This window comes from Streptococcus cristatus, from assembly GCF_001578775.1.
GTDB classification, from domain to species: domain Bacteria; phylum Bacillota; class Bacilli; order Lactobacillales; family Streptococcaceae; genus Streptococcus; species Streptococcus cristatus_A.
Genome location: NZ_KQ969062.1, coordinates 835,551 through 859,837, shown reverse-complemented (window position 1 = coordinate 859,837; position 24,287 = coordinate 835,551). Strand labels below are relative to the sequence as shown.

At 41.0% G+C, this 24,287-nt stretch carries 17 protein-coding genes and 2 pseudogenes; 6 read left to right on the top strand and 13 right to left on the bottom strand.

Annotation, left to right across the window (positions count from 1 at the left end; all coding sequences use genetic code 11):
* Positions 1–86 precede the first annotated feature (86 nt).
* From lacA to SCRDD08_RS04215, 7 genes and pseudogenes are all read right to left on the bottom strand, one after another.
* The gene (gene lacA / locus SCRDD08_RS04245; protein ID WP_061422574.1) at positions 87–512 is read right to left on the bottom strand and encodes a galactose-6-phosphate isomerase subunit LacA; all 426 of its coding nucleotides are present in this window, start codon (positions 510–512) and stop codon (positions 87–89) included.
* A gap of 146 nt (positions 513–658) precedes the next feature.
* Positions 659–1,555: an aldose 1-epimerase family protein gene (locus SCRDD08_RS04240; RefSeq protein WP_061422573.1), complete on the bottom strand. Its 897-nt coding sequence runs from the start codon at positions 1,553–1,555 to the stop codon at positions 659–661.
* Positions 1,556–1,711: 156 nt separating this feature from the next.
* Positions 1,712–3,188, bottom strand: a pseudogene (locus SCRDD08_RS04235) (PTS galactitol transporter subunit IIC).
* Positions 3,189–3,239: 51 nt separating this feature from the next.
* Complete coding sequence (locus tag SCRDD08_RS04230; protein WP_005590672.1) at positions 3,240–3,545, bottom strand: PTS sugar transporter subunit IIB; 306 nt, start codon at positions 3,543–3,545, stop codon at positions 3,240–3,242.
* A gap of 20 nt (positions 3,546–3,565) precedes the next feature.
* On the bottom strand, positions 3,566–4,042 hold the full coding sequence (locus SCRDD08_RS04225; RefSeq protein ID WP_061422571.1) for a PTS sugar transporter subunit IIA: 477 nt from the start codon (positions 4,040–4,042) through the stop codon (positions 3,566–3,568).
* A gap of 322 nt (positions 4,043–4,364) precedes the next feature.
* The gene (locus SCRDD08_RS04220; RefSeq protein ID WP_005590674.1) at positions 4,365–5,111 is read right to left on the bottom strand and encodes a DeoR/GlpR family DNA-binding transcription regulator; all 747 of its coding nucleotides are present in this window, start codon (positions 5,109–5,111) and stop codon (positions 4,365–4,367) included.
* A gap of 286 nt (positions 5,112–5,397) precedes the next feature.
* Entirely contained in the window at positions 5,398–6,972 is a 1,575-nt protein-coding gene (locus SCRDD08_RS04215; RefSeq protein WP_061422570.1) for a degradosome RNA helicase CshA, read from the bottom strand.
* A gap of 357 nt (positions 6,973–7,329) precedes the next feature.
* Here SCRDD08_RS04215 and SCRDD08_RS04210 point away from each other — a divergent pair.
* Positions 7,330–7,710 (top strand): annotated as a pseudogene (locus SCRDD08_RS04210) (hypothetical protein).
* A gap of 265 nt (positions 7,711–7,975) precedes the next feature.
* Here the strand turns inward: SCRDD08_RS04210 and pyk are convergent.
* The 6 genes from pyk to ftsW all read right to left on the bottom strand — a co-directional run bounded on the left by pyk (position 7,976) and on the right by ftsW (position 19,432).
* The gene (gene pyk, locus SCRDD08_RS04205) at positions 7,976–9,481 is read right to left on the bottom strand and encodes a pyruvate kinase (RefSeq protein WP_061422569.1); all 1,506 of its coding nucleotides are present in this window, start codon (positions 9,479–9,481) and stop codon (positions 7,976–7,978) included.
* Positions 9,482–9,532: 51 nt separating this feature from the next.
* Positions 9,533–10,543, bottom strand: coding sequence for a 6-phosphofructokinase (pfkA, locus tag SCRDD08_RS04200; protein ID WP_061422568.1), 1,011 nt, complete (start codon positions 10,541–10,543; stop codon positions 9,533–9,535).
* Between the two features lie 86 nt (positions 10,544–10,629).
* On the bottom strand, positions 10,630–13,740 hold the full coding sequence (locus tag SCRDD08_RS04195) for a DNA polymerase III subunit alpha (RefSeq protein ID WP_061422567.1): 3,111 nt from the start codon (positions 13,738–13,740) through the stop codon (positions 10,630–10,632).
* Positions 13,741–14,091: 351 nt separating this feature from the next.
* Positions 14,092–15,096, bottom strand: a complete 1,005-nt coding sequence (gene ccpA / locus SCRDD08_RS04190; protein WP_005590686.1) for a catabolite control protein A — start codon at positions 15,094–15,096, stop codon at positions 14,092–14,094.
* Positions 15,097–15,323: 227 nt separating this feature from the next.
* Positions 15,324–18,170, bottom strand: coding sequence for a phosphoenolpyruvate carboxylase (gene ppc, locus SCRDD08_RS04185; protein ID WP_061422566.1), 2,847 nt, complete (start codon positions 18,168–18,170; stop codon positions 15,324–15,326).
* A gap of 47 nt (positions 18,171–18,217) precedes the next feature.
* Positions 18,218–19,432, bottom strand: a complete 1,215-nt coding sequence (gene ftsW / locus SCRDD08_RS04180) for a cell division peptidoglycan polymerase FtsW (RefSeq protein WP_061422565.1) — start codon at positions 19,430–19,432, stop codon at positions 18,218–18,220.
* A gap of 227 nt (positions 19,433–19,659) precedes the next feature.
* Here ftsW and SCRDD08_RS04175 point away from each other — a divergent pair, with 227 nt between their 5' ends.
* From SCRDD08_RS04175 to lysS, 5 genes are all read left to right on the top strand, one after another.
* On the top strand, positions 19,660–20,505 hold the full coding sequence (locus tag SCRDD08_RS04175) for a glycoside hydrolase family 25 protein (RefSeq protein WP_061422564.1): 846 nt from the start codon (positions 19,660–19,662) through the stop codon (positions 20,503–20,505).
* Between the two features lie 132 nt (positions 20,506–20,637).
* Positions 20,638–21,480, top strand: a complete 843-nt coding sequence (locus SCRDD08_RS04170) for a DUF368 domain-containing protein (RefSeq protein ID WP_061422563.1) — start codon at positions 20,638–20,640, stop codon at positions 21,478–21,480.
* Entirely contained in the window at positions 21,480–21,956 is a 477-nt protein-coding gene (locus SCRDD08_RS04165; protein ID WP_061422562.1) for an aminoacyl-tRNA deacylase, read from the top strand. Before SCRDD08_RS04170 ends, SCRDD08_RS04165 begins: the two co-directional genes overlap by 1 nt.
* 33 nt (positions 21,957–21,989) lie before the next feature.
* Positions 21,990–22,631: a histidine phosphatase family protein gene (locus SCRDD08_RS04160; protein ID WP_061422561.1), complete on the top strand. Its 642-nt coding sequence runs from the start codon at positions 21,990–21,992 to the stop codon at positions 22,629–22,631.
* A 92-nt stretch (positions 22,632–22,723) separates the two neighbouring features.
* Positions 22,724–24,214, top strand: coding sequence for a lysine--tRNA ligase (lysS, locus tag SCRDD08_RS04155; RefSeq protein ID WP_061422560.1), 1,491 nt, complete (start codon positions 22,724–22,726; stop codon positions 24,212–24,214).
* Positions 24,215–24,287 lie beyond the last annotated feature (73 nt).

The following is a 24,287-nucleotide window of genomic DNA, read 5'->3' as shown; positions in this document are numbered from 1 at the left end:
AAGATTAGCTTAGGAAGCGAGCTGCGAGCATAACTGAAGTTAGCTAAAGTGAGCTGACGACAGATTATCTTGATTTTTGAAGAGTATTAGCACATTTTGTTCAACATATCGACACGAATCTGGTGACGACCACCGTCGTATTTTCCGTTAACAAAACCTTTAGCAATATTTTTAGCCAATTCGTCACCAACTGTTTCTGCTCCCATAGTAATCATACGAGAATTGTTGTGGCCACGAGTCATATAAGCTGAACGTTCGTCAGATACTTCTGCGGCAACCATTCCTTTAATCTTAGTTGCAACCATGAACGGACCAGCACCATAGGCATCAATCACGATACCAAGGTTTTGTTCTTCTTTGTTTACTTCTGCAGCAACGGCAAGAGTCACATCAACAAAATCTTGACCTTCAGCTGTAACATCCACAACCTGGAAGTTTTCTTTTTCCAAGAAGTCTTTCACAACTTCTTTCAATCTCAAACCTGCAGCATCTGCACCAATAACAATAGACATATTAAGTCCTCCTTTAATTTTCTATATAATGAACTAAAATGTTTTAAAACATTAAACGTTATTTAATTTACAAGTTTATAATACAACATTTTATGTTCGTTGTCAACATTATATGTTTGTTTTTAAACATTTTTTAGAATTTTTCTTTAAAAAATAGTAATATCAAATCCAATTTCTTCTTTTTCTCCTGCTGGGAGTAGACGGACATTTTTCTTGCTTTCTAAATAATCTCCCTCTTCTAACGAGGTCGACAAGCCTGACCAAGGTTCTAGGGCTATAAATGGTCCTTTGTTAATAGTTGACCAGATAATTAGATTTGGAAATTCTTGAAAATCCAAACGCAATCCTTTGTCATGATTCCGAGAACGAAGAGCAACAGTCCGCGATTTTAGCTCATCAAGGGTCACTGCGTCTTTAGCAAAGACAGCATAGTCCAAATCTAGTTTTTTTTGACGATCTAGGAAGCTTGAACGTTCGAGAAAGTTCAACATACCAGTTTCAGGATAAGAGAGAGGAACACTGCAGGTTTCTTCCTGTTCAAACTCCAAATAGTAATCCTCATAATTTTCATCATCAAATAAAGGGCAGTTGAAGCCGGGATGGCCTCCGATAAAGTACGGCATAGCGCCACTATCTCCAAGATTTTCTACGATATACTGGGTGCGAAGCTTCTTACCAGTCAAGCTATAGCGAATTGATAAGCGGAAATGATAGGGATAGTTCTGAAACATTTCCTCTGTGTCCTCAATAGCAAAAGTCACACTCGTATCTGTTTGTTCAACCAATTCAAATTCTCTCTTGCGAACGAGACCATGCCGAGGAATGACTCCACTTGCTTCTTGACCATCTTTTAATGCATAGTGAGCAGTGTCATTACGCAAACTCCCACAAATGGGGAAAAGAACTGGAGCTTGACCACTCCAATAGGTCGCATCACCCTGCCAGAGGTATTCTACACTATCCTTATCCTTGATTGAAGAAAGCGCTCCTCCCAATTTCTCAAACTGCACTGCCAATTCATCATTTTCTAACTCGATCACCATTCAAATCTCCTCTCTACTTCAGAGAAAAAGGCAGACTTCTGACTTCTCTCTGCTTAGTATTATCACATATGAAAAGCTAGATTATCAACATTCCCATTTGGAAATGGACAATCTAGCTTCCCTAGTCTTACAATATTTAACAATAGTTAACGGATATTATTTTGCTTTTGCTGCATATTCTGCATTCCGTTTGATCATTTGCTTTCTGTACCAAGCAAAGATTCCAATATAAGCACCAAGGAAGACAATAGCACCAATGATAGCTTTAATATCACCTGTAGTAGTATTACCAATAGTCCAGCCCAAGAGTTTTTCGATTGGTCCCTCAAGTGTTGAATGAGTGATCAATTGAGACTGGCTAACTCCTTCAGGGAAGGCACCTACGCCTTTAGCAAGTTCTGTTGCAAACGGTGCAATCAGGGTACCTGAAAGAAGGAAGAGTGGTAACAAGAGTGTTCCAAAGACAATCATACGAAGCAATTTACCACGAGTAACAACCAGAAGGGCAGGTGTCACACCCATTGCGATGATACCAGCCAATGGCAAGATACCGTTCCCTACATTAGAAAGCAGAACTGCTTCAATCAACATGATTGGGGCAAGTACGTTAGCGCAGGCCCAGATTTCTGCACGACCAGCGATAAATGGCCAGTCAAGACCGATGTTGAATTTACGTCCTTGAAGACGTTTTGTTGCTACGTTAGTAATACCTTGTGAAAGTGGTTCCACGGCTGCGATAAACCATGATCCGATAAGTGAGAAGAGCTCCAAGCAGACACCGGCAGTCAAACCGAGAGACAACCATCCTTTAATAACCAATTGCCATGTGTTACCATCTTCTACACCTGCTACTGGGTGTGGAGTTCCCATGATACCGATAACTACACCGAGAAGGAAACCGATGAAGAATTTAGAACCCCAGAAACCGATTTTCTTATTCAAAGCGGCAGCATCGAAGTCATATTTATCCAACCCAGGGAAGAACTTGTCAAAAATCTTATCCAAAACCATGATAACAGGGTTCATCATATAGTTCATGTGAGTTGAAGTCATTGGTGATGAACTTGGCGCATTCAACAAATCATCAAAGGTTGGTTTCATCAAGTCAGAGTTGATAATCTTCAAGACACCAACCAAGACAACTGCTAAAGTTGCAATCAAAAGTGATACGGCAGGACTTACATGGTTCTTATCTGCATACCATTTGATGAGCAAGCCAGTAATTGACAAGTGCCAAATATCAAAGATATCTACATCCAATGTATCTGTTTTCTTTATAGCTAACATCACAACATTGACAATGAGCATGATGAGCAAGAAGTACAAAGTCCATGGAGAACCCCAAGTGATGGTTGCAAGTGGTGCCCAACCAACGTCAGTGATGTTCAACTGGATACCAGTGTTTTCAACGAATTTAGCAAGTGAAGCTGAGAAAGCTCCGTTAAGCATACCGATGATGGCACCGATACCAGTAAGAGCGATGGCAAGTTTGATACCACCTTCAAGCGCTTTGGAGAATTTTACTCCAAAAAGTAGAGCCAATACTGTCAAAATGATCAGCATGATGATTGGTCCGCCCATATCCAAGATGGGTTTAAAAAATCTTATTGGCTAGTTCGATAATGACATCCATAATAATTCCTCCCTTTTTTGTTATATGAATGTTAACAAGATAAAGAATAAATTAACTTAGTCCATGCTCTTTAATAGCTGCTTCAATATTGTCAAACACTGGAGCACTCATTGCAGGAATACGGAACAAGATTGGTCCAGCTTCGATAACTGGGATTCCTGGTTCAAAACCAAGATCTGTTGCAGCGATTGGTGTGAAGATATCGTAACCTTGCATTAGATCTTCATTGACATCCTTAACCATCACGGCATCACAATGTACATCATAACCGCGGTTTGACAATTCTTCCTCGAGAGCGCTCTTAATTTGGTGACTTGAGTTTACCCCTGCTCCGCAGGCTGCTAAAATTTTAATCATAATAAAATCCTCCGATTTATTTATTTAATAACTTTTGAAATATATTGGAACAACTCTTCTTTTGAGTCCAAAGAAGCTAAACCAGCTAGATTTCCTTCGCTAGTGAAGAAATCCATTAACTGCGCTAAGATATTGGTCTGGCTTGAGCTAGAGTTGTTGATAATAAAGAACAAGAGAGACACTTCAACGGTTTGCGTAGGAGAAATCATATTGTGGAAGGTTACAGGCTGATCTAGCTTAACAACTACCACATTTTCAGTCAAATTATGCGCAATATCCGTATGAGGTATGGCAACATTCGGCAAGTTCTTGCCTAAAAATTCCATATCCAATCCAGTTGGAAACGCCTTTTCTCTTTCAAGTAAAGCGTTTCGATAAGAAGAAGTTACAACTTCTCTTTCTTCTAACAAATCAGCTACTTTATGAAAAAGATCTTCTTGATTTTCTGCATGTAAACAAAACACTAGATTTTCATCAAATAATTGGGCAAGCGCCATTTTATCATCTCTCCTTTTGTTTCTTTTTGTTTGTTTAATTAATTATATCATTATGTGATAGCGCTGTCAATAGTTTGTTTTGTTATTTTTTGTTTATTTGTCTAATAGCTTAAAATTTTAATGTTCATATGAAGATGGGACATTTCGTCATTCTACATGCTGAAGAATAACACGAGTCATAAAAATATCCTTAGCAAGTCTAAGTTGATATACAAGAACTTTTCGCCCACTATTAATGCAAGTCATTTGAAACAAGAAATAAAAGCTACGAAATTCTCAGCTTTCAGAATCTCAAATTAATATTCATGACAACGCGATCAAATCAGAGAACCTTGGTGTAAGAACTATATTTTGCTCTCACTTTCGGAGAGATATGGTCATCCGTTACAATCGCGTCAATATTGTCCAAACGGTAAAAACTATAGAAAGAATAGCTATCAAATTTACTATTATCTGCAACGATGTATTTTTCAATTGCATTGTTGAGAATAATGGCATTTCCATTCCCCTCTTCTTCATTGGCAGTCGTCACATTGTGACCGTCGATTCCGTTCACTCCAATAAAGGCCTTTGATACCTTGATTTCTCGTAAAAGTTTATTGGCAAACTGCCCCACAAAAGTCTGGGTCTTGACCCGATAGCGTCCTCCGATCAAAATCAAATCAAAATTAGGATAATCCTTCAACTTTTCGAAAATAGGGAGAGAATTGGTTACAATGCTGATATTTTTCCCCTCTAAATAATCGCCGATAAAATCCGTTGTAGTACCTGATCCGATAAAAACCGTGTCTCCTTCAGCAATCAAATCAGCACATTTCTTAGCAATCAGCTTTTTTTCTTCGATATTTAACATCGTTTTTTCAGAGTGCGAAGCTTCATTCAAGCTATCTTTCACCTTTTTATGTGCCCCACCATGCACCCGAATCAAAAGTCCTTGCTTCTCAAGATCAATCAAATCCCGCCGAATGGTCATATCTGTTACATTCAGCAATTCCTTCAGGTTCTTTACAGACACAACTCCCGTCTGATCCAGCTCTTGTAAGATCACTTTATGACGACTTTCCTTCATGTACAATCCTCCTTGTTGTTGATGTCTAGAGACGTCTCATCAAAGTTTCCCCTTTGATTCTTAGGTTCCTTGGACACCTCAAATCACTTTAATGTCCATGCACCATCGCTTATATCATTATACTACAATTTTTTCATATAAACAAAAAAATGTATACTTTTTTTCAAAAAAATAGATTATTGTTTGTTTATGCGTTTTCATTGTGCTGTTTTCAAACAAATCTTGAAAGATATTCAAATTATTTTCAATAGAAAAATCCAATGTCAGCTGACATCGGATTTTTTGTTTATTTATCGCCTTTATTACGGATAACAAAGCCGGTTTTCTTTTCGCTGGAAGTGCGTTGTGGGCGTTTATTTCCTCTGCTTTCGAAGTCGCGACTGTTCTTGTTTGACTTCCGTTTAAAGTCACGGCGGCCACCCTCTCGATCTTCGCGTCCACCACGGCGATCGCGATCTTGGTCACCTCGACGACCGTTGCCACGACCACTCTTACCTTTTCCACCAAAACCGCCACCAGACGGTTTAAATGGCAATGGTTTTTCACGGGCAATTTCTACTTCAGGAAGGGTATCTGGATCCTGCACCGTCAAGCTGAGGATATACATAGCCAGCTCTTCTGGGCTGAATTCTGCTGCTAGCTTGCGGGCATCCTTGCTAAATTTCTCAAAGTTAGAACGGATGCTTTCGTCAGCAAAATCGCGTTCAATCTTCTTAAGGGCAACTCTTTTCTTAGCTTGGAAAGCTTCTTCTGCAGTCGCTGGCTTAAGGCCTTTCATACGCTTCTTGGTCAGATTTTCGATAATCTGCAGATAGCCCATTTCATTTGGCGCTACGAACGTGATAGACTGACCTGACTTACCAGCACGACCAGTCCGACCAATCCGGTGAACATAGCTTTCTGGATCCTGCGGAATGTCGTAGTTGTAGACATGGGTCACACCAGAAATATCCAATCCACGCGCTGCCACATCTGTCGCCACCAAGACATCCAAATTTCCGTTTTTAAAGTCGCGCAGAACGCGAAGGCGCTTGCCTTGGTCCAAATCACCATGGATGCCCTCTGCTCGGAAACCGCGGATTTTCAGACCGCGAGTCAGCTCATCCACTCGGCGCTTGGTCCGGCCAAAGACGATTGACAGCTCAGGCTGCTCCACATCCATCAAGCGAGTCATGGTATCAAATTTTTCGTTTTCCTTGACACGGATATAATACTGATCCACCAGCTCCGTTGTCAGCTCTTTTGCCGCAATCTTGACATGCTCAGGCTCCTTCATGAACTTGACACCGATACGCTTGATAGCATCCGGCATAGTCGCTGAAAAGAGCAAGGTTTGACGCTCTTCTGGCACACGGGAAATGATAGACTCAATATCTTCCAAAAAGCCCATGTTAAGCATTTCATCCGCTTCGTCCAAGATTAAGGTTTCAATCTGATTCAGCTTAAGCGCCTTGCGTTTGATCAAATCCAAGAGACGACCAGGTGTTCCTACGACGATATGAGCACCAGATTTGAGGGCCTTGATTTGCTTTTCGATGCTGGAGCCACCGTAGACAGAACGCACCTTGACGCCCTTACTGCGGCCAAAACGGAAAAGCTCTTCCTGACTCTGCACGGCCAATTCACGGGTTGGAGCGATAACCAACGCCTGCACAGCAGGATTATCTGTATCAATCTTCTCCAGAGTTGGGAAGCCAAAGGCTGCTGTCTTTCCTGTCCCAGTCTGGGCCTGACCAATGACATCCTTACCTGCCATAGCAAGTGGAATCGTCTGCTCTTGAATAGGGCTTGCTTCTACAAAACCAGCTTTTTCAATCTCTGCTAGCAATTCAGCAGATAAATGTAATTCATTAAATTTCAATGTTCTTCTTCTTTCTAAAGGCGGTGCGAAGCCACCTTATAAGGCTTTTGATACTCAATTATCGAAACATAGCAAGTGCTTTTCTCTTGCTAAATCTCGATTTTCTGAGAGTATTCGCTCTTCTCTTCATAAATATGGTCTCTCAAGTCTAGGCACTAAAAAAGCGCCGACTCGGTCGCTAGTTCCCACTGAATAGAAAAACTGTATTTCTGCAACTAATCTAGTATACCACAAAAGTACCTAAAAAGATAGGACTTGCTTGTAAAATATTTTATTAGAGATTTCTTTTGTAAAAAATGAAAACTTGAAAATCATTTTCAAAAATAATATAATCTATAAATAAGAAAGGAGACAGGTATGAATAAATTTTTACGAGTGACTTTCATTTTACTGATCTTAGCTATGCTGGGCGCGGCTATGATCCAGATTTTCCAGCCCCAGCTCTTGGGCAATGAGTCCATCTACGGCCTAGCTCCCTACTAGCAGCGGGAAATTGGTTTCTGGAATCTGGCTATTCTGCCTTTAGTCATTGCCGCCAACATAAAGTATGATTGGTTCTATCTGCGTATGACCTTGCTAGCACTGATTCTGGGTGGACTGGGCTTTGGCACCAACCATCTGCTAGGCTATCTGGAAAAAGCAAATCAAGCAAACCTACTGGCCTGGATTGAAAATTATCTGCTCGTCTGCTGCTGGATAATCGGTTGGGGTTTAGAATCTAGAAAAGAAAAAAATTGATATATAGAGTATCTACTAACTAATAGTGTAACGATAATCCATAATTATCATCTTTACACTATTGGTTCTTTGACTCCTTATTAACTGTGGTCGATTGAAAAGTCAAAAATCTGGAGAAGATCATAAGGTTCTTCTCCTTTTTGATATGCAAAATGTTAATATTCTTATTTTGAAGTTTTCACAATTACGAAATCAATTAAAAACTCTAGAACAAAAAATAAACCGATAGAATGGATCTATCGGTTTTTGCATACTATGAAACAAATTAACGTACTGTACGGATACGCATTGTGTTTGTACGAACCGCTTCGCCAAGTGGTACACCTGCAACGATAACGATATCGTCACCAGACTCAACAAGACCTGCTTCAACTGCTTTACGTTCAGCAATTTCAAACATGTCATCAGTTGATGAAGGTGCTTCTGTCAACATTGGGATAACACCCCAGTTCAACATCAAGCCACGTTCTGTCAATTCATCGAATGTCAATGCCAAGATATCAGCATTTGGACGGTATTTAGAAATCAAACGAGCAGTGTGACCAGTCTTAGTCAAAGTAACAACCAATTTGATATTCATTGAATTAGTAGCATCTTTAACGGCTGAAGCCATAACTTCTGTCTTAGAGTTACGTTCGAAAGTATCTGAGTTCAAACGTCCGTATTCGTTAAGAAGAGTTTGAGCGTTCTTATCGATTGTAGCCATTGTAGTTACTGACTCAAGTGGGTATTTACCATTTGCAGACTCACCTGAAAGCATTGTAGCGTCAGTTCCATCGATAACAGCGTTAAATACGTCTGATACTTCTGAACGAGTTGCACGTGGTTTTTCAGTCATTGTTTCAAGCATGTTTGTTGCTGTGATAACAACTTTACCAGCTGCATTGACTTTAGTAATAATCATTTTTTGGTAAACTGGAACCATTTCGAATGGTACTTCGATACCCATGTCACCACGAGCGATCATGATACCGTCAGCAGCTTCAATGATTTCATCCAAGTTGTCGATACCTTGTTGGTTTTCGATTTTAGCGAACAATTGAACATGTCCGTTACCAGTTTCTTCACAGATTGCACGAACTTCGTTGACGTCTTTTGCAGTACGTACGAACGAAATCGCAATGAAGTTGATACCTTGTTCAAGACCGAAGCGGATATCGTCGTTATCGCGCTCAGCAAGAGCTGGGAAAGGAATTTTAGTGTTAGGGATGTTTACACCTTTTTGTTTAGCGATAACACCGTCATTTTCAACTTCAACTACAAATTCACGGTTTGCATCGTCTTTTTCTACAACGCGAAGACCAAGTTTACCATCGTCAACCAATACTTGGCGACCTACTTCAACATCGTCGTAGATATCAAGTCCACCAGCAACGTTCAAAGCAATCACATCGCGAGTTGATTTGATTCCTTGTTTTGTCGCAACGCGGATTTTTTCACCAGTTTTGTATGAGTACTCTTTTGCGTCACCTTCGAACAGTTCTGTACGGATTTCTGGACCTTTAGTGTCAAGAAGGAAACCAACTTTTTTACCTGCAAGTTTTTCAGCAAGCTTAACAGTTGCCATACGCTCACCTTGTTCTTGATGGTCACCATGTGAGAAGTTGAAACGGAAAGTATTTGCTCCTGCTTCAATTAGTTTTGCAATGTTTTTAGCTGAAGCTTCAACGTCCAGTTTTTCACCCCAGTATCCGTCTTCACCGAATTTTTTACCTCCACGGATTTCTACCGCAGGACCTAAAGTTGCAACGATTTTTACGCGTTTGTTCATGATATTAAGAAACTCCTTCTACTATTTGGGGATTTTCCCCTGATTGACCAATTAAATATTAATACTGCGATTGAGCTCTGCTAAGCCGATATCAGCTTTGTGTGGATTATTGACAATGATTTTGCCGTCTGCAGTCAGGCTAAAGAGTGCGCCTTCTTCAGCAGTTCCCAAGATTGGGCTTTCCACCATATTTTCATTACGGATACCTACGGCGACTCCACCGATACCTTCTTTAAGTAGTTTAACGGCATGCGCTCCCATACGAGAAGCCAATACACGGTCGCGAGCAGTTGGTGAACCACCACGTTGAATGTGACCAAGTTCGGTCACGCGGAGGTCGCTAGTATCACCAGCTTCTTTCAGCTTTTTACCAAACTCATCTGCTGACATAACACCTTCAGCAAGAACAATGATATTATGCTTCTTACCTTTTTCATAGCCACGTTTGATGCTGGCAACGATATCTTCAATCTTGAAGCCTTCTTCAGGAATGATAATTTCATCTGCACCAGATGCAATACCTGCCCAAAGTGCGATATCTCCAGCGTTACGTCCCATTACTTCAACAACGAAAGTACGACGGTGACTAGATGATGTATCACGGATCTTGTCAATCGCGTCCATTGCAGTTGTTACAGCAGTATCAAAACCGATAGTGAAATCTGTTCCGACAATGTCATTGTCAATAGTTCCAGGTACACCAACCGCTGGGAAGCCATGCTCTGTTAAGCGCATCGCACCATGGTAAGAACCGTCTCCACCGATAACAACTACACCTTCAATACCGTGTTTCTTCAGCTGTTCGATTCCCTTTAATTGCCCTTCAAGTTTTGCAAACTCAGGGTAGCGCGCTGAATGAAGGAAAGTTCCTCCACGAGAAATAATGTCTCCAACTGAAGTCGCATCAAGTGGATAAATATCACCAGCAACCATTCCAGCGTAGCCGCCATAAATCCCATAAACTTCCATTCCTTCGGAAATTGCTTTACGAACGACTGCACGAATAGCAGCATTCATACCAGGGGCATCTCCACCACTGGTCAAAACAGCAATACGTTTCATTTCGTAATGTGCTCCTTTATCCTTTTTAACATTCTTATAGATTATACCACAATCAGAATAAAAATTCTCTTATTTTCCTGATTTTTTTACCGAAAAACCGTTTTCATGCTGTAATTTTCTAATTCAGCTTGAAGTTGGTCTGATTTTTGAACTTGAAAGCCTGATGCAGGAACCGTTTTCTTGTCATTCTCATAGCGTAGCACCACGGGAATATCCCCTGGGTATCGCTGTAGGATCTCCGCAATCTGCCTGTCGTGACTAGTATCAGCTAATTGGATCCAAAAGCGTTCTGAGCTTGCTTTCTCCACCTCTGTTAGAACCATTTGTAACCGGCCATCTCTCTCCTGAATTTTTCCAGTCAGATAGTAATAGCCTTTTTCTTGGATTAGTTGAGCAAAGCGGCGGTAAACCTCCGGAAATAAAGTGACATCCAACTTTTTCTTCGTATCTGTCACTTGCATAAAGGCCATGTTTTCACCATTTTTTGTGCGAATAACCTTGATAGACTGGACTTCAACTAGAATGGTCGCCTTACTATTATCGGCCAACTCTTCAATCCAGACAAAAGGATGATGGGCTTTCTTAGCTAGGCTAATGAGCGGATGATCACTAAGGCCAATCCCAATCAGGGCTTGCTCCTGCTCAAACTTTTCTGCAGCAGTAAAATCCTCGGCATCCGTCCATGAATAGCTAGTATCAGCAAATAAACTCCCCAACTCATATGCAAAGACAAAAAGATTCGGCAGATTGAGTAAAATCTTCTGCCGATTGGGCTCAAAAACATCAAAGAGTCCCAATTGCACCAATGGGCTTAAAAGTGGCAATTTATGATAACTCTGCGGCAGGCGTAAAATGAAATCTTCCACACTGCTGAAGGGATTTTTTTGACGCTCTTCTATGATCCAAAAAGCAAAATCTCTTGGCAAGCCCTTGATATTTTTCAGGCCAAGATAGATTTTTCGCTCCTGAAACCTATCTTTATAGGGAATGTTATGGATGGTCAAGGGAGCTAGCTCAAAGCCAAATCCAAGTGCATCCGTGATATAGTCCGAGCTCGAGTAATTGAGCATAACATCAAAGAAGATGTCTGGATAATGAGCCTTGAAATAGGCCAGCTGAAAAGCTAGGGCTGAGTAAGCATAGGCATGACTGCGGTTGAAGCCATAACCGGCAAATTTCTCCATAACCGCAAAGACTTCCTTGGCTTTAGTCTCTGAGTGCCCCAGTTTGACAGCTCCCTTAACAAATTCTTCCTCCATTTTATGCATTTCAGCAGCATTTTTCTTGCCCATTGCTCGCCGTAAAATATCGGCCTTCCCCAGACTAAAGCCACCAAAGCGCTGGGCTACCTGCATGACCTGCTCCTGGTAAAGCATGATGCCATAGGTTGGAGCTAAGATATCCTCCAAGCTTGGATCAATCATCTCCACGCGCTCGCGACCATGCTTGCGCTTGACAAAGTTATCAATATAGTCACTAGCTCCAGGACGATTGAGAGAGGTGGTAGCTACTACTTCTTCAAACTTTACAGGTTGGACTCTTTTCAAAAGACTGATAGCACCTGCTTGTTCAAACTGGAAAATACCCTTGGTATTACCCGCTGCAAAGAGGCGAAGAGTTGACACGTCCTCCAGGTCAATACCAGCAATATCAATATTAACTCCGTATTTGTCTAGAGCTGCTTCCTTCATCCGCTGGACAAAGGTTAAATTGCGCAAGCCCAAAAAGTCCATCTTAAGCAGTCCATTGCTTTCGACACCGTGGGCATCGTACTGGGTGAGATACATATCCTCCCCATATTTTAAGGGAATTTGATTGGTCAAATCATCGTCACTCATGACGACACCAGCCGCATGGATTGAGGTCTGACGAGGATTCCCTTCGATTTTCTTAGCAATTTCAAAAGCCTTCTGGTATTCTAGCTTGCTATTGATAATCTGACGAAAGGCTATATTTCGCTCATAAGCAGTGGTTAAATTATCTCGAAAACCGATTTTTTTGGTCATATTGGTCAGCTCGTACTCTAGCAAACCAAAGCGCTTAAAAACATCTCGGATGGCCTGCTTGGCTCCAAAGGTTGAGTAGGTCACAATCTGAGCCGCATGCATGCTACCATAACGATCTCGGACATAGCGAATAAACTCTGGTCGGTACACATCGGGAATATCAATATCAATATCGGGCATGGTATAGCGTTCTAGGTTTAGGAAACGTTCAAACAGCAGATTCTTTTCTACTGGGTCAATGCCTGTAATTTCCAGAGCATAGGCCACCAGACTGCCAACTGCAGAGCCACGGCCCATCCCCATGTAATAACCTTGACTACGGCCAAAGCGCAGCAAATCCCAGACGATGAGGAAATAATCATCAAAACCCATCTGATGAATAACATCCAGCTCCTGATCCAGCCTTACTTGATAGACTTCCCCTGCAAGTCCCCGCTTGGCCAATCCCATCTCAGCCAATTCCCTCAGCTCTTCTACAGCAGGTCGCTCTGGATTGAAGCGCGGAAGCTTCAGCTCGGTATTGATTTCATAGTGGACATCAGCTATCAATTTCTCCAAGTTAGGCAAACTCTCTGGAAAGTTTTCAGCGAAAGCTTCTTCTAAAGAGGATGGCGCTAATAAAAATTCATGGCTTAACAGGTGACCGACCTCTCGCAAGCTAATGTTATCCCGAATCGCCCTCAACATTTGCAAGGTTTCCAAGTCTCCCTGCTCAAAATAACGAACCGTATGTAAGGGAAGGACTGACCTAGTCAATTCCTGCCTTGGCGTATCTGGAAAGACCCCAATATAAAAGTCTAAGCCAAGATCTAGTTGATCCACGCCCTCAAAGATTGGCACAATCAGAGCCAAACCTTTAAAAAGATGTTGAAAATCTTCCCAATTTTGACGATTCATCATTTTTAGAGTCGAAATCTTCATCAAATTGCGATAACCCTGACTATCCAAGGCCAAGAGTCTCAGATTGAGAGGATTTCCATCTTTATAAATTTCCATTTCCAGACCCAGCAAGGGCTGAAGTCCTGCCGCTTTTGCCTCCTCTAGGAAATGATAAGCCCCATAAAGATTGTCCACATCCATCATGCCCAAACTTTTGTAGCCCAAGTCCTTGGCCCGTTGAACATATTTTTTGATAGAGACTAAACTATCCATAAAGCTATAAACAGTCTTGGTATCTAGTTGCGTAATCACAAAATTCTCCTTGATACAGCTACGATAAATGATTCGGCAAGCTATAAACCGCCGCAAATGATCCCTATTAATCAAAAGAAGACAAAAAATTTTCATTTTCACTTCTTTATTTCTACGTTTTACTGAAAATCTATCCCAAGCTCTAACTAGCCTATTTCTTCTTAACCTTCGTCAGTCAAGTAAGTAGAACAAGAACTAATTTCAGCATTCCTACTTCTATTATACCTAAATTTCTGTAAAGAAGAAACTCAGAGTCTCTTATATTCGGCGACTGTGTTTAACTAAAACAAAAAACGAAACAGAACTAAATTCTTTCAAAATTTAATTCTGTCCCATTCCGTATCAATTTTATTATTTACGAGTCGATTTACGTTCATTGATCGTATGAGCTAAGAGAACTTCGCGCTCTTCCAACTCTTCTTTATGCATAATCTTCGTCAGCATCCGCATACTAATTGCACCGATGTCATACAGAGGTTGTCCGATAGTAGACAGATTAGGGCGAGTAAAGCGAGCAATTTGCGAATCATCGCTAGTAATGATTTCAAAGTCTTCAGGAATACGAACACCTCGATCAGCCAAACCATTAAGCAAACCTGCTGCCAACTCATCTCCGGTTACAAAGGCCGCCGTAGCCTTTGAAGCAATCAGACGTTCAGCTAGGTGATAACCATCATCGTAGCTATACTTAGACTCGAAGACCAAGCCTTCGCTATATGAAATTTTCTTGCCCTTCAGAGCTTCTTTGTAGCCAGACAAGCGAATTTTACCATTTATATCATCTACCAAAGGACCGCTGACAAAAGCAATTTTCTTGTTGCGTTTAGCCAATAGTTCCACAGCATCAACGGTTGCCTGCTTATAATCAATATTGACACTTGGTAACTGATGCTCTACATCCACCGTGCCCGCTAGAACCACTGGTGTCCGTGAACGTGAAAACTCTGAACGAATTTTCTCTGTCAGATGGTAGCCCATAAAAATAATACCATCTACTTGCTTAGAGAAAAGGGTATTAACAACCGAAACTTCCTTGTCATCATCTTCATCGCTGTTTGCCAGGACGATATTGTACTTATACATTTCGGCAATATCATCAATCCCTTTGGCTAAAGTAGAGAAGTAACTATTCGTGATATTGGGAATTACAACACCAACAGTGGTCGTCTTTTTGCTGGCCAAACCACGGGCAACTGCATTAGGACGATAGTCAAGACGTTCAATTACTTCTAGTACTTTTTTTCGTGTATTTTCTTTTACATTCTTGTTACCATTTACAACTCGGCTGACTGTCGCCATTGAAACTCCCGCTTCACGGGCGACATCATAAATGGTTACTGTGTCGTCTGTGTTCATATAGTTTCCTTTCTTTTGTTGAAAATATCGTTTTCATTTTTCTACACTTATCATTGTATCACTAATTGTAAACACTTTCAAGTATTTTAGCGCACAGATATGAAAACTTTTTCATTTTTTATTTACACGAATCGCAGGAAATGAGTTATGGACTCAAAATAGTTTAAACTCAAAAAAATCGGCTCAAAAGCCGATTTTTATTGATATCATTTAAAGCTGCCTGTGCATCAACCAGAATTTCGTAGTCCTGTCGCAATTCCATTGATGGTAATGTGGATCAAACGTTCTTGTTCTGGTGAAAGTTCTCCTCGACGCTGACGCTTGATCAGCTCAAGCTGGATATAGTTCAAAACATTGAAATAAGGCATCCGATAGTTCAAGCTATCCTTGAGATAGGCATTTTCTGCTAAAAGCTCGTTATGGCCTTCAATCGCTAAGATAACATCCTTGGTCAGCTGCCATTCATCTAGAATTGTATTGAAAATATCGCGTACATTTTGGTCCTCACAAAGTTGCGCATATTCAAAAGCGATATTCATATTGGACTTGGATAGCACCATATCGACATTTGATAGGAGGGACTGGAAGAATGGCCATCTCTGATACATAAATTGAAGGAAGGCCAGATTCTTTTCCGGATCTTCATCGATAAATTCTTTGAAGCTAGATCCAACACCATACCAACCAGGGAACATCACTCGACTTTGAGACCATGAGAAGACCCAAGGAATGGCTCTCAGACCGCCAATTTCAGTGATCGTTTTACGGGCCGCTGGACGAGAACCGATATTAAAGCTAGAAATAGCCTTAATAGGACTAGACTCAAAGAAATAATCGTAGAAACGTTCGTCGCCAAAGACTAGATCGCGATAGATTTGGTAGCTTCGATCAACCACTCGATCCATCACTCTCTCGTATTCATTGGTCGTATTACTATCACTCTTCTTATAGCTTATCATGCGGTTAATAGCTGCCGATACGAGCATTTCCAGATTGTAGTAAGCAGCGTCCTTATTACCGTATTTATTGCCGATGACCTCACCCTGCTCTGTCAGGCGGATACGATCATTGATACTCCTCAATGGTTGTGAAGTGATAGCCTCATAAGTTGGGCCACCGCCACGACCGACAGTTCCTCCACGACCATGGAAGAAGGTAATCTTGACGCCAAACTTATCACCAATAGCTGTCAGCTGTTGCTGAGCCTTGTAAAGTGTCCAGCATGATGATAAATAGCCACCATCCTTGTTACTATCTGAGTAGCCCAGCATGATTTCTTGGTAGTTATTTTTAGAAGCAATCCATTTTTGAGCAATTGGCAGAGACAGATATTTCTCCATAGTATCGCAGGAATTATCCAAGTCCTCAATCGTTTCAAAAAGTGGGACAATCTGCACACGTGCACCTTCTTCATCGATCAAGCCAACTTCCTTGAGCATAATCGCCAACTCTAGCAGATCTGATACGCTAGTCGAATGAGAAATAATATTTTGCTTGATAACATCTTCGCCAATCGCATCCTTAAGCTGACGAGCCGTCTTGAAAATCTCTAATTCCTTTTGTAGAAGTTCAGATTTAGGTGCATGAGTGGCTGACAGGATCCGTGGATCCTCCAGAAGCTGCTTGAGGAGAACTTGGCATTTTTCTTCCTCTGACAAGCTGCTGTAATCCTCCACAATATTAGCAGAAGCCAAGAGCTCAGCCACACAAGCCTCATGGACACTAGAATCCTGACGCATATCAATGCTGGCCAAGAAGAAACCAAAAATGTCAACTGCTTGTAGCAATTCAGTAAGTTCTCCAGTCACCAGAGCTTGTCCATTGTGCTCCAGCAAAGAATCACGAATAACAAGAAGATCTTCCTTAAACTCTTGCGCATCTTTGTAAGATGGAAGTTGCTCTTTTCGTAATTCATCTAAACTACCACTAAGTTTAGACTGGATATAATTTGGAATAATTTCCCTACCATTATGGCTAACTGAAGTGGCTGCATTTGCATGCAGGACTGCTTCAGCTTTATCAGCCAAACGATGCCCTTCACCGGAGAAATTACCTTCTTTCAGATAAAGCAAGGTCTGAATCAACTTGGACTGAATATAATGAAAAGCACGGCGATAAGGCTCATTTTCCCGATAAACAGACTTGTCGCTTGACAGAGCTGCCATCTTGGCTACAGCTTCACTGGTTTTTGAAAGATTAGTAGACAGGGAGAAATTACGATAGAGCGTATAAACCTTGTCAATGTAGTAATTCAGAATAACTTCGCTCTGTACCGTTGCAGACAATTTCAGAGTTTCAGCGGTTACAAATGGATTTCCATCACGGTCACCACCAATCCACATTCCCATGGTGATCGGCTTAGGATTTTCCAAATGTATTCCTTTTTCTTCTGCTAAGCGTTTATACTCTAGCATCAGGTTCGTGATTGCTTGAAGAAAAGAACTGTTATAGTATTCCATAACGTTAGTAATTTCATTGGTAACCTTAAGTTTCTTTTCCCGAATCATATCGGTCTGCATCATCAGCTCGATATAGCGACGGAGATTGGCTAACCATTTCTTTTCGTTCACCAGACCAGCTTTAACATCACGATGCTGACGCAAAAGTGTATGGATATGATTGGTCAAATCCAACATGGTCTTGCGCTGAACCTGAGTCGGATGAGCAGTTAAAACGGGAACAACATTTAGATTTTCCAAAATTTCCTGCGCATTTTCTCGTGTTGAAACCAAATCAATCGTCGTCGAAAGCTTACCAAGGTAGTCTTGGTCGATATTATTTTGATGATTGATCTCATAAGCCAAGTCAACATCTTCAGAAATATTGATGAGCAAAGGTAAAATAGCAAAATAGCGTGAGATATAGACCATATCATCCGTAGATAATTCTTCTACCACTGCTTTCAGCTCTTGGTATTTAGATTGAACTGCCAGTTCTTCAATCATGGAGATTTTAGCAAAAGTGTCAGGACTGAGAATATCCCGGGTAATATCTACCAACAAGTCCGTTAAAATAGAAACTTCTTCTCCAATCATTTCTTTATTGCTATAATTTTCTAATTTTGTAAATGACATTATTTACACCTTTCTGTTGTTGAAGAGCTAACACACAAGAAGATCTTTTAGGATTGACTCACTTCTAGTTCCTGATACATGGCGTTTCGTCGCTCATTGGCGTCAATATTTAAGACAAAGGCAATGGCAACTGATAGAACCAATAAACTGTTTCCCCCCTGAGATAAGAATGGGAAGGTTACACCGGTTGAAGGGATCAAGCCCGAAATACCACCAATATTGACAAAGGCTTGCATCAGAATCATACCGCCAATTCCCAAAGCCATCATAGAATTAAATGGATCCTTGGCCCTTGTACCTACGAGAATAATTCGTAAAATCAAGAAAAAGAGCAGGGCTAAAATTAAAGTAGCTCCAAAGAATCCGACTTCCTCAATAACAATCGAGAAAACAAAGTCTGTATGGGCCTCTGGTAGGTAACCTTGTTTTTCAATAGAATTTCCCAAACCTAAACCAAACCAACCGCCATTGCTCATCGCATAGTAAGAATTGGCCAGCTGGTGACCTGAGCCAGACAAATCGTCGAAAGGGTTGAAAAAAGCACTAAAACGCTTTGCGACATATCCAAAAAAAGGAACTTGCTCAACACGCTTGACACCTATCAGCCAAATACTTGTTAAAACTGCTGCCGAACCTCCTATAACAAGTCCAAGCATGGTCGAGAACCATCTGTAAGCAATTCCGCTGGTGGAAATTACAATCAAAACTGTCAAGAACAAGATGGTTGCATTGCCTAAGTCGGGCATGATAACCACAAGACCAATCAAGAAAGCAACAATAACCCGCCAATCAGTAACGGCACGCGGAATCAACTGATTAAAGGTGATTGCTTGATAATCATATACTTCTATTTGTTCTTGTTTCTTAGAAAACTGTAGGGCCAAATACCAGACCAAAATAATCTTCAGGTATTCTGCAGGCTGAGCAGTAACTGGGCCAATTTTGAGCCAACCATGTGCCCCATTGATCGTTCCTGTGATAAAGCGTGAGAGTAAAAGCAGAATAATTCCAGCTATGATAACAAACGTAATCACTCCTGGCCTCTTCAGAAAATCCAGCTTCATTCGGTAAATAATCCCAATCATCACCAAGCTGAAAAGCCAAAAACCTGCTTGAGTGGCGACCATTCGAAAACTATTGAGCCCACTTTGAATGAGGATGGGACTCGTCGTGGAATAAACGACAATCAAGCCAATGCCAGATAACAGCATGTACGGAATCAAAATTGAGTAATTCAATAAATGCTTTTTGTCAATTTTCATATTTCACCAATTTATTCTAAAAATTCAAACTTCATTATACCACTTTTTGATTCGAAAAAAAAGCATTAGGATGGCCTCAATAGATATTTACTTATTTATCGCCTCAAAAATCCAATTATTTCAAATTGTTTTATCTTCTATTGCAATCAGATTACATTTTCGTATTTCGCTGGAAATATAGATAAATACTTTGCTTTTCTATTTATTTTACGTTACAATGAAACAGTATGAGAAAAAGGATTAAACCGCTTGCACTCTTGCTATTTTTTGTTTGCTTTATTCTATACATTATCATAAGCAAACACCATCTTGATGTGCAAATTAAACAAGCCCAAACAAAAAAAACTCAAGTCAGTCAGGTGACAACCAAGAAAAAAAAGGAGGAAGCTCCTTCAGACGAACCTGAGGAAGAATTGCTTAATAAGCCTATCGTTGACCTTTCCGGTTGGCAATTACCCAGCGAAATAGACTATGATACCTTGTCAACAAATATTTCTGGTGCTATCATTCGCGTGCATAGTGGAGCTCAAGCAAAAAAAGAAAATGTTGCTACTCATTTAAATGGACTTGACAAATCATTTGCTACCCATATTCAAGAGTTTCAAAAACGGGGGATTCCTGTGGCTGTGTATGCTTATATAGCAGCGGGCAATATCAAAGAAATGGAAAAAGAAGCTGAAAGCTTCTACAAGGTATCTTCGAAATATAAACCTACCTTTTACTGGCTTGACGTTGAAGAAAAGACCATGGGCGACATGAACGCAGGAATCGAGGCTTTTCGTGCCAAGCTTGAAAGTCTTGGAGCACAAAATATTGGTATCTACATTGGTACCTATTTCATGGAAGAGCATAGTATCTCAACTGAGAAATTTACTGCCGTTTGGATTCCAACTTATGGCTATAATGACGGCTACTATAATGCTGCTCCAAATACTGAACAGCCCTATGATCTACATCAATACACCTCAGAAGGTAAATTGGAAGGTTTCCCACATAACTTAGACCTCAACCAACTCTCTCCTGTACAGGATAAAAAAGAGACTTATAAAAAATTATTTTCAACACCAAAATAAAAAAGATGCAAGATAACTGTTAGGAAATCTTGTATCTTTTTTCTCTGTACAAGATATTTTTCTTGCTTTTTTCAGAAAAGTGTGTAGCTTTATGGTACAATAGTCTAATGAAAAAACTTGTAGGGAGATATTATGATTTCATGGATTGCTAGAGTTTTAAAAGGAATGATTATCGCGCTTGGCTTCATTCTGCCTGGTGTGTCTGGCGGTGTATTAGCCGCGATTTTAGGGATTTATGAGCGAATGATTCGCTTTTTAGCCCACATCAAAGAAAATTTTGTCGAGAATGTTCTCTACTTCACTCCTGTAGCTATTGGGATGGTTTTAGGGATCGCAGCCTTCTCCTATCCAGTCAATCTCTTGCTGGATAATTACAAGGTTATCGTTCTCTGGGGCTTTGCTGGAGCCATCATCGGCACCATTCCCAGCCTGATCAAAGAATCCGTCAAAGAATCCGACAGAGATCGAGCTGATACTGTTACCTTCTGGCTTAGTTTTATTTTGTCAGGGATCTTTCTTTACTCGCTAAATGGAATGGTAGGAACACTGCCAGCTAACTTCCTGTCCTTTGTTTTAGCGGGTGCTCTTATCGCTTTAGGAATCTTGATTCCGGGACTCAGTCCTTCAAATCTGCTATTGATTTTAGGGCTCTATACTCCCATGCTGACAGGATTTAAACGCCTGGATTTATTTGGCACCTTCCTGCCAATAGGTATCGGTGGCGCTCTGGCTCTGATTCTCTTTTCAAAAGCCATGGATTACATTTTGAAGCATTATCATTCCCACGTTTACCATTTTATCATTGGCATTGTATTGTCCAGTACCTTACTCATTGTTCTCCCTCAAAGTGGCAACAGTGAGAGCATTAGTTATGCAGGTGCATCCATTTTCACACTTGTTCTTGCTGCCTTTTTCTTTGGACTAGGTATCTGGCTAGGTATTTGGATGTCCCAATTAGAAGAGAAATATAAATAATGGCTAAAAAGACAAAACTCAAAAAAACACTGGTCGAGCAAATTTTAAACAAGGCAAAAATCGAGCACCAAGGCTTGCAGATTAATGCTTTAGATGATTGCCTGACAGAGGAATTTGACCGCTCGCAAATTTATAAAACACTGGCTTTAAACGGAGATAAAACAGGAACAGTCATTGGCATCCTGCCTATCACCGAACATCTGTCGGAAAAGAAATTAGCAAAAATTTCAGGCAATAAAAAAGTCAGCATGATTCCTCAGAAAGATTTAGAAAAAACGACTGGTTACATCCATGGCGCCAATAATCCTATAGGCATTCGCCAAAAACACTCCTTCCCCATTTTCATTGACCAAACAGCTCTGAGTCGCGAAAGCATCATTGTTTCTGCTGGTGAAGTTGGCCGTAGCATCCAGATCAAGGCTCAGGACTTGGCTGACTTTGTTAAAGCACAGTTCGCGGACTTGAAAGAGGACTAAGGTTTTAGCTTCAAAAGGAAAAAGGATCTTGATATGAAATTATATTTTATCCGACATGGAAAAACCGAATGGAATCTAGAAATGCGTTTCCAAGGAGCCAGCGGAGATTCTCCACTTCTTGAAACATCCATTGACGAGCTCAAGCGTTTGGGCAAGCATTTATCAAACATTCAATTCGATAAAATCTACTCTAGCGATTTGCCTCGCGCTTACCATTCTGCAGAAATTATCCAAAGTGAAAATCAGTATCAAACCGACATTGTTTTGACTCCTGAACTAAGAGAGTGGGCCCTTGGAAAACTAGAAGGAGCTGAAATTGCTACTGTAGAAGCCACCTATCCTCAGCAGATGTGGGCCTTTCGCCACGATCTATCCCAGTTTGATCACCAACTATTTGATGCAGAATCCGTCGCTCAAACCACCAATCGGACAATTGCCTTCGTGAAGTCTCTCAAAGGGAAAGGTTATCAAAATGTCTTGATTGTCGGACATGGAGCTAACCTAACTGCCAGCATTCGACGCCTGCTCGGTTACGAAACATCTTTGCTCCGTAAGGATGGAGGCTTAGCCAATGCTAGCGTCACTATTTTGGAAACAGACGATTTTGACTCTTTCAAGTTACTTGCTTGGAACAACCTAGATTACATGCTAACAGATGAAACTGCGAATCTTTAAACATCGCAGTTTTTCTATTTTTATCAATAATTATTGCTGAATTTCCTTTTATTTTGTGATAAAATAGAAGGGAAAGCCTTAGGAGGAAGAAAATGACTACTGAACATATTGAAGAACTAAATGACCAGCAGATTATTCGCCGTGAAAAAATGGCCGCGCTGGCTGAGCAAGGAATTGATCCTTTCGGAAAACGTTTTGAACGTACTGCAAATTCTGCTCAACTTAAAGAAAAATACAGCGACAAATCCAAAGAAGAATTACATGAATTGAACGAAAAAGCAACTATTGCTGGTCGTTTGATGACTAAACGTGGAAAAGGGAAAGTCGGCTTCGCCCACATCCAAGACCGTGAAGGCCAAATCCAGATTTACGTTCGTAAGGACGAAGTTGGTGAAGAAAACTATGAGATTTTCAAAAAAGCTGACTTGGGTGACTTCTTGGGAATTGAAGGCGATGTGATGCGCACAGATATGGGAGAACTCTCTATCAAAGCAACGCATATTACTCACCTTTCAAAAGCTCTGCGTCCCCTTCCAGAGAAATTCCACGGTTTGACAGATGTGGAGACTATCTACCGTAAACGTTATTTGGACTTGATTTCCAACCGTGAAAGCTTTGAGCGCTTTGTTACTCGCTCAAAAATCATCTCAGAAATTCGTCGCTATCTTGATAGACAGGGCTTCCTTGAGGTTGAAACACCTGTTCTCCACAACGAAGCAGGCGGTGCTGCTGCTCGTCCATTCATTACTCACCACAATGCTCAAAACATTGACATGGTGCTACGGATTGCAACTGAGCTTCACTTGAAACGCCTTATCGTCGGTGGTATGGAACGCGTCTATGAAATTGGCCGTATCTTCCGTAACGAAGGGATGGACGCCACTCATAACCCTGAGTTCACATCTATCGAGGTTTACCAAGCCTATGCGGACTTCCAAGATATCATGGACTTGACAGAAGGCATTATCCAACACGCTGCTAAGGCAGTTAAGGGCGATGGTCCAGTCAACTACCAAGGCAATGAGATCAAGATCAACGAGCCCTTCAAACGTGTTCACATGGTGGATGCTATTAAAGAAATCACTGGCGTAGACTTCTGGCAGGATATGACCTTCGAAGAAGCTGCTGCCTTGGCTAAAGAAAAGAAAGTACCAGTTGAAAAACATTATACTGAAGTTGGACACATCATCAATGCTTTCTTTGAAGAATTTGTTGAAGAGACCTTGATTCAGCCGACATTTGTCTATGGCCATCCTGTCGCTGTGTCACCTCTGGCTAAGAAAAACCCAGAAGACCCACGCTTCACGGACCGCTTTGAGCTCTTTATCATGACCAAAGAATATGCTAATGCCTTCACTGAGCTGAACGATCCAATCGATCAATTATCACGTTTTGAAGCACAAGCCAAAGCCAAAGAACTGGGCGATGACGAAGCAACTGGTATCGACTATGACTATGTTGAAGCCTTGGAATACGGTATGCCACCAACTGGAGGCCTCGGAATCGGTATCGACCGTCTTGTAATGTTGCTTACAGATGTGACTACGATTCGCGATGTATTGCTTTTCCCAACAATGAAGTAATCTCAAACTTACACAATTTTAAAAAACAAATCCCGCTGGAATTCCATCGGGATTTTTTACATGACAAAAAGTC

Excerpts from the sequence above, each read along its gene's own strand:
- lacA (WP_061422574.1), bottom strand. The coding sequence starts at position 512 with ATGTCTATTGTTATTGGTGCAGATGCTGCAGGTTTGAGATTGAAAGAA.
- SCRDD08_RS04240 (WP_061422573.1), bottom strand. The coding sequence starts at position 1,555 with ATGGTGATCGAGTTAGAAAATGATGAATTGGCAGTGCAGTTTGAGAAA.
- SCRDD08_RS04230 (WP_005590672.1), bottom strand. The coding sequence starts at position 3,545 with ATGATTAAAATTTTAGCAGCCTGCGGAGCAGGGGTAAACTCAAGTCAC.
- SCRDD08_RS04225 (WP_061422571.1), bottom strand. The coding sequence starts at position 4,042 with ATGGCGCTTGCCCAATTATTTGATGAAAATCTAGTGTTTTGTTTACAT.
- SCRDD08_RS04220 (WP_005590674.1), bottom strand. The coding sequence starts at position 5,111 with ATGAAGGAAAGTCGTCATAAAGTGATCTTACAAGAGCTGGATCAGACG.
- pyk (WP_061422569.1), bottom strand. The coding sequence starts at position 9,481 with ATGAACAAACGCGTAAAAATCGTTGCAACTTTAGGTCCTGCGGTAGAA.
- pfkA (WP_061422568.1), bottom strand. The coding sequence starts at position 10,543 with ATGAAACGTATTGCTGTTTTGACCAGTGGTGGAGATGCCCCTGGTATG.
- ccpA (WP_005590686.1), bottom strand. The coding sequence starts at position 15,096 with ATGAACACAGACGACACAGTAACCATTTATGATGTCGCCCGTGAAGCG.
- ppc (WP_061422566.1), bottom strand. The coding sequence starts at position 18,170 with ATGTCATTTACAAAATTAGAAAATTATAGCAATAAAGAAATGATTGGA.
- ftsW (WP_061422565.1), bottom strand. The coding sequence starts at position 19,432 with ATGAAAATTGACAAAAAGCATTTATTGAATTACTCAATTTTGATTCCG.
- SCRDD08_RS04175 (WP_061422564.1), top strand. The coding sequence starts at position 19,660 with ATGAGAAAAAGGATTAAACCGCTTGCACTCTTGCTATTTTTTGTTTGC.
- SCRDD08_RS04170 (WP_061422563.1), top strand. The coding sequence starts at position 20,638 with ATGATTTCATGGATTGCTAGAGTTTTAAAAGGAATGATTATCGCGCTT.
- SCRDD08_RS04165 (WP_061422562.1), top strand. The coding sequence starts at position 21,480 with ATGGCTAAAAAGACAAAACTCAAAAAAACACTGGTCGAGCAAATTTTA.
- SCRDD08_RS04160 (WP_061422561.1), top strand. The coding sequence starts at position 21,990 with ATGAAATTATATTTTATCCGACATGGAAAAACCGAATGGAATCTAGAA.
- lysS (WP_061422560.1), top strand. The coding sequence starts at position 22,724 with ATGACTACTGAACATATTGAAGAACTAAATGACCAGCAGATTATTCGC.